We start from the raw sequence: 13,828 nt of genomic DNA, 5'->3' as shown, positions 1-13,828 counted from the left end.
AGCCATGTTTTTATTGTTTGGGATAGGTTAATGCCGTTGGAAGGGCAATGCCTTCTTTTAGTAAAGCCTCGATATATAGTTGGTAGAAAGTGTGATATATTAGGTATTGCTCGCCGTTTTCTACAAATAAGGTAATTCTAAAGGTAAACTGCCCATTAGGACTAATCTGAGGGCCTAAAATATTAGGTTGACCGACAATTTGTGGGTAATGAGGGAGAGCCTTAGTATTAACTTCTTTGATGACATTAGTCACCTTTTGTAAGTCGGTATCTGAATACAAGGGGATTTCGATAAGTGCTCGCATATTTCCGCGCGATTTGTTACTAACGATGGTGATACTACGATTAGGAATAAAATTTAAGGTTCCATCAAACCCTCTGACCTGAGTGGTGCGAATGCCGACGCTAGCAATAGTTCCTTCGATGTCAGCGATATTGACCGTATCACCAACTTCAAATTGATTTTCAAAAAGAATGAAAAAGCCATTGACGACATCGGATAAAAACCCTTGTGCCCCAAGACCGATAGCTACCCCAGCAATCCCAGCACCTGCTAGAAGGCTAGAGACAGGAATGCCTAGGAGGCTAAGAATCCAATACACAAGCAAAAAGTATAAAACGTAGTTTAAGACATTGTGAATCAGTTTTGAAAGGGTTTTTTTACGAGCTTCCGTTTGTCGCGAATAAGAAAATGATTTAGCGATGGCTTTTTCGAATAAACGGTTAGCAACCTCTCTAAAAATAGTAAACAAAACAAGTAATAATATTAGGGATACTAGCTTAGAAAAAATGGAAAGCATTAGTTGCTCTACATGTAGCTGATCAAAATAATGTAAGATAAATGTCATGAGACTTCCTTTCTGTCTTAGTTAGTTTATCAAAAAAGCTTGAAATTGGGAATTATTAACTAAATTGAAAACACAGCCATTTTAAAGAAGAGGTTATTTTTTCTAAGACCGTTTTTTATGATTTCGAGCGTTTCTTAGTCGTCTCTTAAAGGCAAATACAGAGATGGGAAACAGGACTCGGAGTCGAACGGATTTCCCGCATAAAAAAACTTTAAAAAGGCTTTAAAATATGATAGAATGAACTGTATCTAAATTATTTTAAGGAGAAATGACTTAATGTCTACATCATTTGAAAACAAAGCTACAAACCATGGCGTGATTACATTTACAATTGGTCAAGAACAAATTAAACCAGCACTTGATCAAGCATTTAATAAAGTTAAAAAAGATTTGAATGTTCCAGGTTTCCGTAAAGGTCACCTTCCACGTCCAATATTTAACCAAAAATTTGGCGAAGAAGTTCTTTATGAAGACGCTCTAAATATTGTTTTGCCAGCTGCATACGAGGGAGCTGTTGCTGAACTTGCCCTTGATGTTGTAGCACAACCAAAAATTGACGTTGTTTCTATGGAAAAAGGTCAAGACTGGACAATCACTGCAGAAGTTGTGACAAAACCAGAAGTTAAACTTGGTGACTACAAAGACCTTACAGTAAGTGTCGAAGCTTCAAAAGAAGTAACTGATGCAGAAGTTGATGAAAAGATTGAACGCGAGCGTAAAAATCTTGCTGAACTTGTAATCAAAGAAGAAGCAGCTGTTGAAGGAGATACGGTAGTTATCGACTTTGTTGGCTCAGTTGATGGTGTTGAATTTGACGGTGGTAAAGGTGATAATTTCTCACTTGAACTTGGTTCAGGTCAATTCATTCCAGGTTTCGAAGAACAATTGATTGGCAAAAAAGCTGGTGAAACAGTAGATGTTGTTGTGACTTTCCCAGAAGATTACCAAGCAGAAGACTTGGCTGGCAAAGAAGCTAAGTTTGTAACGACTATCCATGACGTTAAAACTAAAGAAGTTCCAGAACTTGACGATGAGCTTGCTAAAGATATTGACGAAACTGTTGAAACCCTTGAAGATTTGAAGGCTAAATACCGTCAAGAGCTAGCAGCATCTAAAGAAATGGCATATGATGATGCTGTTGAAGCTGCAGCTATTGAATTGGCAGTAGAAAATGCTGAGATTGTTGAGTTGCCAGAAGAAATGGTACATGATGAAGTACATCGCTCAGTCAATGAGTTTATGGGGAACATGCAACGCCAAGGTATCTCACCTGATATGTACTTCCAATTGACTGGAACAACCAAAGAAGATCTTCACAAACAGTACGAAGCAGAAGCTGATAAACGTGTTAAAACAAACCTTGTTATTGAAGCAATTGCTAAAGCAGAAGGTTTTGAAGCATCAGAAGACGAAATCGAAAAAGAAATTAACGACCTTGCAACTGAGTATAACATGCCAGTTGACCAAGTGCGCACACTTCTTTCAGCTGACATGTTGAAACATGACATTGCAATGAAAAAAGCAGTTGAAGTAATCACAAGCTCTGCTAAAGTTAGCGAATAACCTTTAAAAAGATTGGGAGTTATCTCCCATCTTTTTTTGATGTGTCTGCAGAATGTTGCAAAGAATTTGTTTTGACGTCAACGGATGTGAGCAATAGTTTTACAGACCGATAAAAGCTTTGACGAATCGTCTTTTTTAGCGTAAAATAGTGAAGAATGATAAAATAAGGAGAACTGCCTTGAAATTAGATGTATTTGCAGGACAAGAAAAAAGCGAACTTTCCATGATTGAAGTTGCTCGTGCTATTTTAGAAGAAAGAGGTCGCGACAAAGAAGTGTATTTTAGCGACCTTGTCAATGATATTCAACGTTATTTAGAAAAATCTGATGCGGAAATTCGCCGTGCCTTACCATTTTTCTATACTGATTTAAATACCGATGGCAGCTTTATTCCTCTTGGGGATAATAAATGGGGACTACGCTCTTGGTACGCGATTGATGAAATTGACGAGGAGATCATCACCTTAGAAGACGAAGAAGATGGCGCACCAAAACGTAAGAAAAAACGAGTGAATGCCTTTATGGATGGCGATGAAGATGCTATTGACTATAGCGATGACGATCCTGAGGACGAAGACTTCACAGAAGAAACCTCAGCTATCGAGTACGATGAAGAAGACCCTGAAGATGAAAAATCCGAAGTAGAATCTTACGATTCTGAATTGAACGAAATCATTCCTGAGGACGACTTTGAAGATGTTGAAATTAGCGAAGACGTTGAAATCAGTGACGAAGATGATGAAGATGACGAGCACGAAGAACCGTAAGAATTCGACTAAAACACAGACTAATATTTGACAAAGCCCGTATTATAGTTTATATTATTATTCGGGCACCTCTTTAAGAGGTCAAGTAAGCTCCCTATCTGATAGGGAGCTATTTTTGTTTTTATGACAGCTTATCATAAGCTCTTTTTCAAAAAGAACCTGCCCTCATCGTCTCAACTGCTCACAGCAGGATTATCATTAACTAAAGCAGAGTTGTCAGCAGTCAACTCAAGCGCATGAAGGAGTTTTATGACAAAGTATATTTTTGTAACTGGTGGTGTGGTATCATCAATCGGTAAAGGAATCGTAGCAGCTAGTCTTGGACGTTTATTAAAAAATCGTGGACTCAAAGTAACCATTCAAAAATTTGATCCTTATATCAATATTGACCCAGGTACAATGAGCCCTTACCAACATGGTGAGGTATACGTAACTGATGACGGTGCCGAGACAGACCTGGATCTTGGACATTACGAACGGTTTATTGACATCAATTTAAACAAATACTCTAATGTCACTACTGGTAAAATTTACAGTGAAGTGCTTCGCAAAGAGCGCAAAGGAGAATACCTTGGAGCTACGGTACAAGTCATTCCCCATATTACAGATGCCCTAAAAGAAAAAATCAAACGAGCAGCTACCACAACAGATTCAGACGTGATTATTACAGAAGTCGGCGGGACTGTTGGTGATATTGAGAGCTTGCCATTTTTGGAGGCCCTTCGTCAAATGAAGGCTGATGTCGGCTCAGAAAACGTCATGTACATTCACACCACTTTATTGCCTTATCTTAAGGCTGCGGGTGAAATGAAGACTAAGCCAACTCAACATTCGGTCAAAGAATTAAGAGGTTTGGGCATACAGCCTAATATGCTAGTTATTCGGACTGAAAAACCTGTCGAACAAGGAATTAAAAATAAGCTTGCCCAATTTTGTGATGTTAACCCAGAAGCTGTTATTGAATCACGTGATGTGAAACACCTCTATCAGATTCCTTTAAATCTTCAAGCGCAGGAGATGGACCAGATTGTGTGTAATCACTTGAAATTGGATGCTCCTAAAGCAAACATGACAGAGTGGTCAGCTATGGTTGACAAGGTCATGAATTTAAAGAAAACCACTAAAATTGCCTTGGTTGGGAAATACGTGGAATTGCCAGATGCTTACTTATCCGTTGTCGAAGCTTTGAAACATTCAGGCTATGCTAATGATACTGCTATTGACCTTAATTGGATTAATTCAAATGATATCACGGCCGATAATGTTGAGGAATTGCTAAAAGATGCTGATGGCATCATTGTACCTGGAGGCTTTGGTCAACGCGGTACGGAAGGTAAAATTCAAGCCATTCGCTATGCGCGTGAGCAAGATGTTCCCATGTTAGGGATATGTCTGGGCATGCAATTAACTTGTGTAGAGTTTGCTCGCCATGTTCTTAACCTTGAAGGGGCACATTCGTTCGAGTTGGATCCAACAACGCCTTATCCGATTATTGATATCATGCGTGATCAAATTGATATCGAGGATATGGGTGGTACGCTCAGACTTGGTTTATACCCATGTAAATTAAAAGCAGCGACGAAAACCGCAGCAGCTTATAATCACCAAGAAGTTGTCCAACGTCGCCATCGCCATCGCTACGAATTTAACAATAAATTCCGTCAAGAATTTGAGGATGCTGGTTTTGTCTTTTCTGGCGTATCACCAGATAATCGCTTAGTAGAGGTTGTCGAACTATCTGACAAGAAATTCTTTGTAGCGGCTCAGTACCATCCAGAGTTACAAAGTCGTCCAAATCGTCCCGAAGAATTGTACACAGCCTTTGTTAAAGCCGCTGTGGAAAATAAATAATCAGAAAAAAAGCTGATGCTTGACTCAATCATCGCTTATCTGAATAAACTCTTAGGGTAAATACACGTCACCAAAAAGAGGTTTAGCATGATATCACTATTATTACCCTTGTTAGAAAGGGTAGGATTAATTATTTTGCTGGCTAATCTGTTAATGATTAGCCCTTTTTATAAAAAATTGATGTATAACAGACAACCTATCAAAGTCAGATTGATTTTGATTTTCACCTTCAGTATTTTTGCTATTATTAGTAATTTTACGGGAGTTTTGGTTTCTGAGCAACTCAGTGTCGACAATGGAGGACTATTCAATCTGGCGTCGCACACATCTATTGCTAACACAAGAACCTTGACCATTGGGATGTCTGGTTTGATTGGGGGGCCTTTTGTAGGATTCTTTGTAGGGTTGATTTCAGGGTCTGTCCGATGGATGCAAGGCGGTAGTGCTCCGTATACCTACTTTATTTCTTCATTACTGATTGGTTTTTTATCAGGTCTTGTTGGTAAAATCAGTCTAAAAAATAATCGCTATCCACAAGTATGGCAAGGAAGTTTGTGTGGTGCGCTGATGGAAATTATTCAAATGCTCTGCATTTTATTCTTTCTGCCAGACAAAGACCAAGCTTTGTCTTTGATTCAAACCATCGCTGTGCCTATGGTGCTTGTCAATGCCCTAGGAACAGGAATTTTCTTGTCTATCATTTTAGAAACCTTGCGACAGGAAGAAAGCATGAAGGCCATCCAAACACATGATGTTTTGGAACTTGCCAATAAAACTTTACCTTATTTTAGGCAAGGCTTAACCGAAGGGTCAGCTCAAAAAGCAGCGATTGAAATTAAAAAATTCATGCGTGTTTCTGCAGTAAGTGTGACGAGTCGCCATTCTATTTTGGCCCATGTTGGTGCAGGTAGCGATCATCACATTCCAACACGCAAAATCATTACAGACCTTTCGAGACAAGCTATTGAGACAGGTGAGATTCATGTTGTCAAACATAAATCGCAAATTGGCTGTAGTAATCCTAACTGTCCCTTAGAGGCAGCTATTGTGGTACCTTTGTTTGTGAAAGGGGGCGTGGTTGGCAGTTTTAAGCTGTACTTTGCCGAGGCTGAGAGTCTAACACACGTGGAGGAACAACTAGCCAGTGGCTTGGGTAATATTTTTGCCTCTCAGATAGAACTTGGGCAGATGGACTTGCAACAGGGCTTGCTCAAAGATGCTGAAATCAAGTCTCTCCAGGCGCAAGTCAACCCTCATTTTCTATTTAATGCCATCAATACCATATCAGCTTTGATGCGGATTGATGCGGAGAAAGCTAGACATTTATTGTTACAACTTGGCAATTATTTTCGTGCCAATATCAATAGCACACGCCATAACTTGGTAACTATCGAAACAGAATTAAAGCATTTAGAGGCTTACTTAACCATTGAACAAGCACGCTTCCCTAATAGATATGATGTTATGATTGACATCACAGATGAGTTGAAGGGATTTGCGATACCTCCTTTTGTCATCCAAGTATTGGTTGAAAATGCTTTGAAGCACGCTTTTACAGGACGTAAAAAGGATAATAAGGTATGGGTTACTGCTAGGCAGCAACAAGGTTTTCTTGACTTAAGGGTTAAGGATAATGGTCATGGCATTGATGTTGATAAATTAACATTGCTAGGAAAAACTGCTGTGACTTCAAAAAATGGAACAGGGTCAGCTTTGGAAAACCTTAATAAACGCCTACTAAGCCTTTATGGGGACAAGGCATCTTTTGAGATTAGTTCAAGTCCCAAAGGTGCTATGTTTGAGTTAAGAATCCCTCTGAGCAAACTAGAGGAGGATGTATAGTGAGAGTAGCTATTATAGATGACGAGCCCTTGGCAAGAATGGAGCTTGCTTATCTCTTGGAACAAACACCGCAGGTGAAGGATATTTATCAAGGAGAATCTATAGATGACGCCTTTCAGTTGATATTAACTTATCAGCCAGATTTGTTATTTTTAGATATTCACTTGACTGATGAAAGTGGCTTAGATCTAGCCAAGCGCTTGGAGCAAATTCCGCAAGCACCGCTGATTATTTTTGCGACTGCATATGATAATCATGCCGTAGAGGCTTTTGAAGTCAACGCCCTTGACTACATCTTGAAACCTTTTGAGCAGTCTCGTGTTCAAAAGTCTATTGAAAAAGCAGCAGCAGCCCTTGATCACAAAAAGGACACATCTGCTGGACAGACTAGTCACAAGGACCGCTTAACCCTGGAGGTTGATGAAAGAATTTACCTGGTGCCTTTTTCTGAGATATTATATTGTGAGGTTAGCGGAAAAGAAACCACTGTCCATACCAAAAATAAGGCTTATACGAGTCATACGAGTTTAGCAGCTATTGAAAAGGTTTTAACGCCTAAACAATTTTTAAAAGTGCATCGTAGCTACCTTATCAATGTCGAAGAAATCAAGGAAATTCAATCTTGGTTCAATCAAACTTATCAGGTCACCATGTCAAATGGGGGCAAGGTTCCAGTTAGTCGATCTTACTTAAAGCAATTTAGGCAGCAGGTCGGTTTGTAAAACTGTATCCTAGGACACCAGAAATGCATTTGGTACTAAAAAGATAGCGTTTTATTCCCAAAAGAGCCCTTAGGGCTCTTTTTTCGATATACTTAAATCATAAAAAAGCGGTATATAAAGGAGATAAATCAATGAAACATAAATATTCTGTTATCTATCAAAGCGTTGTTGTCGGTTCAATTGTTATGGTTTCTAAGGCAATCGAGGTTATGTTGCCAATCAAAATGCCAGCCTCTGTTATTGGTTTAGTGTTACTCTTTATTGCACTATCGGCACATCTGATTAAATTGGAGCAAGTTGAAACAGTAGCGGATTCACTAGTTGCTAATATCGGTTTATTCTTTGTGCCGGCCGGCGTTTCAGTGATTAACTCACTTGGTATTTTACAAGAGCATCTCATCTTAAATACCTTGCTCATCTTTATTTCGACCTTACTTCTTTTAGTGGGAACAGGTTGGATGACTCAATTACTAATGGCAGTAGGGTCTAAAAAATTATCACCTAAAAGCCCAAAACTCTTGGTCAATCCATCTTTAACAAAAGCTACTACCCCAGCAGTCAGTGAGCTCTTAGCGAAGTAATTATCTAAAAGGAGATGTCATCATGGCAGAAGTATTCAACGTTTTAAAAGTGTCGCCCATATTTGGTGTTCTTCTTTCAGTAGGAACGTTCTTTATCGGTCAGGTCTTGTTTAAAAAATCAAAAGGTTTCTTTCTCTTTGCGCCCCTCTTTGTGGCGATGGTACTAGGGATTGCGACCTTACTAGCAACAGGTATCAGTTTTGCTGATTATAATGAAGGTGGTCGTATCATTAGCTTTTTCCTTGAACCTGCAACAATTTGCTTTGCCGTTCCTCTTTACCGCAAACGTGAGGTTCTGAAAAAATACTGGGTACAAATTATGGGAGGAATTACCTTAGGGAGTATTGTTGCCGTTTATGGAATCTACCTCGTATCAACCTTCTTTAATTTGGGTCGAGTAGTTACAGCGTCAATGCTACCTCAAGCAGCAACAACAGCTATTGCGATGCCAACCTCAGTAGCTATGGGAGGATCAGCTGAATTAACCTCTTTGGCTTGTATTTTGAATGGGGTAATCATCTATGCACTGGCAAAACCACTTATTAAATTTTTCAAAATTGACAATCCAATTGCACGAGGCTTAGCCCTTGGAACTGCCGGACATGCTCTAGGGGTATCTGCCTCTAAAGAATTTGGTCAAGTCGAAGAATCAATGGGTTCTATTGCCCTTGTTGTCGTAGGAGTTATTGTCACCATCGTGGTACCGATTATGGGAGCCATCTTATTATAATCACACCCCCTCAAGGCATTTTCCCTTGAGGGGTTTAGTAATGTCTTTAAAGCAAGAGAAAATAGCCAATGCTTTTGGAAATAAGACTTTCTTTTTTACTGTTTTTCTTGTAAAATATGTGATATGAGAACAATTAAATTATCAAAGTATATCGCTATTTTTTTGCTATTATTAAGCTTAGCAAGTATTGGAGCCAGTTTTTATTTTTTCCGTGTTGCTCAGGTACGCGAGGAAAAACCTTTTATCAACAATAAAAAACGTGGCCCTAAAAACCCACTATATCCAGCAGAACAAGCTTTTGATGCCTTGCCTAGAGAAAAGCGACAAATGAGCAATCGTGGCTTTAAGCAATACGCTTGGTATTTGCCAGCTTCGCAAGACACCAATAAAACAGCTATTGTGGTACATGGTTTTACTAATGACAAAGAAGACATGAAGCCTTATGCTATGCTATTTCATGACTTGGGCTACAATGTTTTGATGCCAGACAATGAAGCTCACGGTAAAAGTGAAGGAGACTTGATAGGCTACGGGTGGAATGACCGCTTGAACCTGATAGCCTGGTGCAAAATGTTGATTGAAGAAAATCAAAAGAGTGAGATTAGCCTGTTTGGATTATCCATGGGAGGAGCTACTGTTATGATGGCTAGTGGGGAAAAACTCCCTAGTCAGGTAGTTAACATTATAGAAGATTGTGGCTACACTAGTGTTTGGGATGAGTTGAAATTCCAAGCCAAAGAAATGTACAATCTGCCAGCCTTTCCTCTGCTCTATGAAGTGTCTGCTCTATCTAAGATGCGTGCTGGTTTCACATATGGAGAAGCAAGCTCAGTAAATCAATTGGCTAAAAACAAACTCCCCGTCTTATTTATCCATGGGGACAAGGACAACTTTGTACCCACTCGCATGGTATATGACAACTATAAAGCGACAAAAGGTGCCAAAGAGCTATTAGTTGTCAAAGGAGCCAAGCATGCCAAAGCATTTGAAACCAATCCGAGAGTATACCAAGAAACAATTGCACAATTTTTAAAGAAATATGGTCAATAACTATTGACAAGGAAACTCATACTTGCTATAATATTCTATGTTGCTAATGAGTAGCGGGAATGGCGGAATTGGCAGACGCGCAGGACTAAGGATCCTGTGACCGCTTTAGGTCGTGTGGGTTCAAGTCCCACTTTCCGCATGAAACATCGAGTATTATTGAGACAGCTAAAATGTCTACATACAAAAAAGAAGGTCAACTGACCTTCTTTTTTGTATGAGAAATCAGAACCAATCAGTTATGAGATGACAAGAATGTCTTGCTGGAAAACGCTTTACACTAGCCAAGTACTAGAAATTTAGTAAGAATTGTGCTAGAATGAACAATGTAAACGGGATTTACCCCGAAAAATAAGAGGAGGCCTTACAAATGGCAATCGTTTCAGCAGAAAAATTTGTACAAGCAGCTCGTGAAAACGGATATGCTGTTGGTGGATTCAACACAAACAACTTGGAATGGACACAAGCTATCTTGCGTGCAGCAGAAGCTAAAAAAGCTCCAGTTCTTATCCAAACATCTATGGGTGCAGCAAAATATATGGGTGGATACAAAGTATGTCACTCACTTATCACTAACCTTGTAGAAGCAATGGGTATTACTGTTCCTGTAGCTATCCACCTTGACCATGGTCATTACGACGATGCTCTTGAGTGTATTGAAGTTGGCTACACATCAATCATGTTTGATGGCTCACACCTTCCAGTTGAAGAAAACCTTGCTAAAACTGCAGAAGTTGTTAAAATTGCACATGCTAAAGGTGTTTCAGTTGAAGCTGAAGTTGGTACCATTGGTGGTGAAGAAGACGGTATCGTTGGTAAAGGCGAACTTGCTCCAATCGAAGATGCTAAAGCAATGGTTGCGACTGGTATTGACTTCTTGGCGGCAGGTATCGGTAACATCCATGGCCCATACCCTGAAAACTGGGAAGGTCTTGACCTTGATCACTTAGAAAAACTAACTGATGCTGTACCAGGATTCCCAATTGTATTGCATGGTGGATCAGGTATTCCTGACGATCAAATTAGAGCAGCTATCAAACTTGGTGTTGCTAAAGTCAACGTTAATACTGAAAGCCAAATTGCCTTCTCTAATGCAACTCGTGAATTTGCTCGTAACTATGAAGCTAATGAAGCAGAATACGATGGTAAAAAATTATTTGACCCACGTAAATTCTTGGCTCCAGGTATCAAAGCAGTTCAAGGTGCTGTTGAAGAACGTATCGACGTTTTTGGTTCAGCAAACAAAGCGTAATGATAACAAAAGGTTTACTCTATGGAGTGAACCTTTTTTTGATTATAAGCACAAGTTCCATCAGTAGCGAAAGAAGTCCTTCTTGGTAAATGCCTTGACTAATCTGAAACAGATAGCAAGATAAACAGATATAAAATAACTGAAAAAGAGCTTGCCAAAAAATAGGTACTGTGCTAAAATAAATAAGTATGTGGTGCTAGCACATCCGTAAACATATTCTACGTAGGAGGAAACAGATCAAAATGGCTAAAGTATGTTATTTTACAGGTCGCAAGACCGTATCTGGTAACAACCGTTCACACGCAATGAACCAAACAAAACGTACAGTAAAACCAAACCTTCAAAAAGTTACTATCCTTGTTGATGGCAAACCTAAAAAAGTTTGGGCTTCTGCTCGTGCGCTTAAATCTGGTAAAGTAGAACGCGTTTAATAGAAATAAGCCTTAGGGCTTTTTTTCTTGCCCAATATTAGGCTTAAGAATAAGGCTAAGCCTGCCTTATTTACTTATATCTTTTACATTAGTCTTAGATTATGGTAGAATAAACTGATAAAAACTTTTTGAGGTAGTAAATATGACTGTAAAAATTAATACAAAAGATGGTCTGATTGAACTATCCGACGATGTGATTGCAACTGTCGTGGGTGGTTCAGCAACGGAAATTTTTGGCGTTGTTGGCATGGCTAGTAAAAGTGCTATAAAGGATAATTTTCAATCACTACTTCGCAAAGAGAATTATGCTAAGGGTGTGGTTGTGAAATCAACAGATATGGGTATTTCTGTTGATGTTTACACGGTGATGAGTTACGGTGTAAAAATCAGTGAAGTGTCAAAAAATATCCAAGAACGTGTCAAATTTAACTTAGAAAGTCAGCTTGGACTTGCTGCTGATATGGTTAATGTCTACGTGCAAAATATTAAGGTTGTAGGAGAAAATTAGTGTCAAATATTACAACAAGTTTATTCCAAGAAATGGTCCAAGCGGCAGCGACTCGTCTTGGAAAACAAGCAGAATATGTTAATTCATTAAATGTCTTCCCTGTACCAGATGGTGATACAGGAACCAACATGGGCATGACCATGGACAATGGTGCTAAAGAAGTGGCTGACAAGCCTGCTTCAACTGTTGGAGAAGTGGGTCAAATCCTTTCTAAGGGCCTTTTAATGGGTGCGCGTGGCAATTCAGGAGTTATCACGTCTCAATTGTTTCGTGGATTTGGTCAAAGCATTAAAGGTAAGTCAGAGTTAGACGGTAAAGACTTAGCGCAAGCTTTCCAAATGGGTGTTGAAGTGGCTTATAAAGCTGTCATGAAACCTGTGGAAGGAACCATCTTAACCGTTTCTAGGGGAGCTGCAACAGCAGCTTTGAAAAAGGCTGAACTGACTGATAATGCAGTGGAAGTTATGGAAGCAGCTTTAAACGGTGCTAAACGTGCCTTGGCTAAAACGCCTGACTTACTCCCAGTTCTTAAAGAGGTTGGTGTTGTGGACTCAGGAGGGCAAGGTCTGGTCTTCATCTATGAAGGTTTCATGTCTGCTCTTAATGGCGACTATGTAGCTTCAGAGGACTTTAAAGCTACTCCAGCTAACATGTCTGAGATGATTAATGCTGAACACCACAAATCTGTGGTTGGGCATGTTGCTACAGAAGATATTACCTATGGTTATTGTACAGAAATCATGGTTGCACTCAAGCAAGGTCCCACTTATGTCAAAGAGTTTAACTATGATGAATTTCAAGGTTACCTCAGTGGTTTAGGGGACTCTCTTTTAGTGGTTAATGATGATGAGATTGTTAAAGTCCATGTTCATACGGAAGATCCTGGCCTTGTCATGCAAGAAGGCTTGAAGTACGGCTCTTTGATTAAAATTAAAGTGGATAACATGCGTAATCAACATGAAGCCCAAGTGCAAAAATCTGATGACAAGCAGCCGTCTGAAGTCAAAGAATACGGCACCATTGCTGTTGTTGCAGGGAATGGTTTAGCTGAAATTTTTAAAGCTCAAGGTGTTGACTATATTATTTCTGGCGGTCAAACCATGAATCCGTCGACTGAGGATATTGTCAAAGCCATTGAAGCCGTTAATGCTAAGCGCGTGATTATCTTGCCTAACAATAAAAACATTTTTATGGCTGCTCAATCAGCTGCAGAGGTGGTTGATATTCCAGCAGCAGTTGTTGAGACACGTACAGTGCCTCAAGGCTTCACGAGCTTGCTAGCTTTTGACCCTACTAAATCATTGGATGATAACGTGTCTAGCATGTCTGCTAGCCTCTCAGAGGTTACCAGTGGTAGTGTCACCCTAGCGGTACGAGATACGACTATTGATGGTCTTGAGATTCAGGAGAATGATTTCCTAGGAATGGTCAATGGTAAGATTGTTGTCTCAAATCCCGATATGGAAACAGTCTTGCGAGATACTTTTGACCAAATGATTAACGAAGATAGTGAAATTGTAAGTATCTTTATTGGTGAAGATGGCCAAGAAGAAATGGCAACCAACCTATCAGACTATTTAATGGAGCGTTATGAGGATATTGAGGTTGAAATTCATCAAGGAGATCAGCCTGTTTACCCATATTTAATGAGTGTCGAATAGCATAAAAGGGCTCTATAATTTCTGTAG

Annotated in this window: 13 protein-coding genes and 1 tRNA gene; 13 read left to right on the top strand and 1 reads right to left on the bottom strand. The window is 39.5% G+C overall.

The window, feature by feature from the left end:
• Positions 1 to 10: 10 nt before the first annotated feature.
• A complete protein-coding gene (locus AKK44_RS07410) occupies positions 11 to 847 on the bottom strand; it encodes a mechanosensitive ion channel family protein (RefSeq protein ID WP_054279155.1) in 837 nt (278 codons plus the stop codon).
• 276 nt (positions 848 to 1,123) lie between these two features.
• Between AKK44_RS07410 and tig the strand changes: the two genes are divergently transcribed.
• The 13 genes from tig (at position 1,124) to AKK44_RS07345 (ending at position 13,801) form a co-directional block, all read left to right on the top strand.
• A complete protein-coding gene (gene tig / locus AKK44_RS07405) occupies positions 1,124 to 2,410 on the top strand; it encodes a trigger factor (RefSeq protein ID WP_054279154.1) in 1,287 nt (428 codons plus the stop codon).
• A gap of 178 nt (positions 2,411 to 2,588) precedes the next feature.
• Complete coding sequence (rpoE, locus tag AKK44_RS07400; protein WP_054279153.1) at positions 2,589 to 3,176, top strand: DNA-directed RNA polymerase subunit delta; 588 nt, start codon at positions 2,589 to 2,591, stop codon at positions 3,174 to 3,176.
• 249 nt (positions 3,177 to 3,425) lie between these two features.
• Positions 3,426 to 5,027 (top strand): CTP synthase, encoded by a 1,602-nt coding sequence (locus AKK44_RS07395; protein WP_054279152.1) that lies wholly within the window; start codon positions 3,426 to 3,428, stop codon positions 5,025 to 5,027.
• An 87-nt stretch (positions 5,028 to 5,114) separates the two neighbouring features.
• Positions 5,115 to 6,869, top strand: a complete 1,755-nt coding sequence (locus AKK44_RS07390; protein WP_054279151.1) for a sensor histidine kinase — start codon at positions 5,115 to 5,117, stop codon at positions 6,867 to 6,869.
• Positions 6,869 to 7,591, top strand: coding sequence for a LytR/AlgR family response regulator transcription factor (locus AKK44_RS07385; protein ID WP_037594064.1), 723 nt, complete (start codon positions 6,869 to 6,871; stop codon positions 7,589 to 7,591). The genes AKK44_RS07390 and AKK44_RS07385 overlap by 1 nt, the downstream gene beginning before the upstream one ends.
• Before the next feature lie 131 nt (positions 7,592 to 7,722).
• A complete protein-coding gene (gene lrgA / locus AKK44_RS07380; protein WP_054279150.1) occupies positions 7,723 to 8,172 on the top strand; it encodes an antiholin-like murein hydrolase modulator LrgA in 450 nt (149 codons plus the stop codon).
• A gap of 22 nt (positions 8,173 to 8,194) precedes the next feature.
• Entirely contained in the window at positions 8,195 to 8,902 is a 708-nt protein-coding gene (lrgB, locus tag AKK44_RS07375; RefSeq protein ID WP_054279149.1) for an antiholin-like protein LrgB, read from the top strand.
• Positions 8,903 to 9,025: 123 nt separating this feature from the next.
• A complete protein-coding gene (locus tag AKK44_RS07370) occupies positions 9,026 to 9,952 on the top strand; it encodes an alpha/beta hydrolase (protein WP_054279148.1) in 927 nt (308 codons plus the stop codon).
• Positions 9,953 to 10,005: 53 nt separating this feature from the next.
• Positions 10,006 to 10,091 (top strand) — tRNA-Leu (locus AKK44_RS07365).
• Positions 10,092 to 10,319: 228 nt separating this feature from the next.
• Positions 10,320 to 11,201 (top strand): class II fructose-bisphosphate aldolase, encoded by an 882-nt coding sequence (locus tag AKK44_RS07360; protein ID WP_054279147.1) that lies wholly within the window; start codon positions 10,320 to 10,322, stop codon positions 11,199 to 11,201.
• Positions 11,202 to 11,443: 242 nt separating this feature from the next.
• Entirely contained in the window at positions 11,444 to 11,632 is a 189-nt protein-coding gene (gene rpmB, locus AKK44_RS07355) for a 50S ribosomal protein L28 (protein ID WP_003025909.1), read from the top strand.
• A 142-nt stretch (positions 11,633 to 11,774) separates the two neighbouring features.
• Positions 11,775 to 12,140 carry an Asp23/Gls24 family envelope stress response protein gene (locus AKK44_RS07350; RefSeq protein ID WP_003049645.1) on the top strand — a complete coding sequence of 122 codons (366 nt, stop codon included), beginning with the start codon at positions 11,775 to 11,777 and terminating at the stop codon, positions 12,138 to 12,140.
• The gene (locus tag AKK44_RS07345; RefSeq protein WP_054279146.1) at positions 12,140 to 13,801 is read left to right on the top strand and encodes a DAK2 domain-containing protein; all 1,662 of its coding nucleotides are present in this window, start codon (positions 12,140 to 12,142) and stop codon (positions 13,799 to 13,801) included. Before AKK44_RS07350 ends, AKK44_RS07345 begins: the two co-directional genes overlap by 1 nt.
• Positions 13,802 to 13,828: the final 27 nt, after the last annotated feature.

It is taken from the genome of Streptococcus phocae (assembly GCF_001302265.1).
In the GTDB taxonomy this organism is placed as follows: domain Bacteria; phylum Bacillota; class Bacilli; order Lactobacillales; family Streptococcaceae; genus Streptococcus; species Streptococcus phocae.
Note: the sequence above shows the minus strand (reverse complement) of the source record. Positions and strands in the feature narration are given on the sequence as shown.

Excerpts from the sequence above, each read along its gene's own strand:
- AKK44_RS07410 (WP_054279155.1), bottom strand. The coding sequence starts at position 847 with ATGACATTTATCTTACATTATTTTGATCAGCTACATGTAGAGCAACTA.
- tig (WP_054279154.1), top strand. The coding sequence starts at position 1,124 with ATGTCTACATCATTTGAAAACAAAGCTACAAACCATGGCGTGATTACA.
- AKK44_RS07395 (WP_054279152.1), top strand. The coding sequence starts at position 3,426 with ATGACAAAGTATATTTTTGTAACTGGTGGTGTGGTATCATCAATCGGT.
- AKK44_RS07390 (WP_054279151.1), top strand. The coding sequence starts at position 5,115 with ATGATATCACTATTATTACCCTTGTTAGAAAGGGTAGGATTAATTATT.
- lrgA (WP_054279150.1), top strand. The coding sequence starts at position 7,723 with ATGAAACATAAATATTCTGTTATCTATCAAAGCGTTGTTGTCGGTTCA.
- lrgB (WP_054279149.1), top strand. The coding sequence starts at position 8,195 with ATGGCAGAAGTATTCAACGTTTTAAAAGTGTCGCCCATATTTGGTGTT.
- AKK44_RS07370 (WP_054279148.1), top strand. The coding sequence starts at position 9,026 with ATGAGAACAATTAAATTATCAAAGTATATCGCTATTTTTTTGCTATTA.
- AKK44_RS07360 (WP_054279147.1), top strand. The coding sequence starts at position 10,320 with ATGGCAATCGTTTCAGCAGAAAAATTTGTACAAGCAGCTCGTGAAAAC.
- rpmB (WP_003025909.1), top strand. The coding sequence starts at position 11,444 with ATGGCTAAAGTATGTTATTTTACAGGTCGCAAGACCGTATCTGGTAAC.
- AKK44_RS07350 (WP_003049645.1), top strand. The coding sequence starts at position 11,775 with ATGACTGTAAAAATTAATACAAAAGATGGTCTGATTGAACTATCCGAC.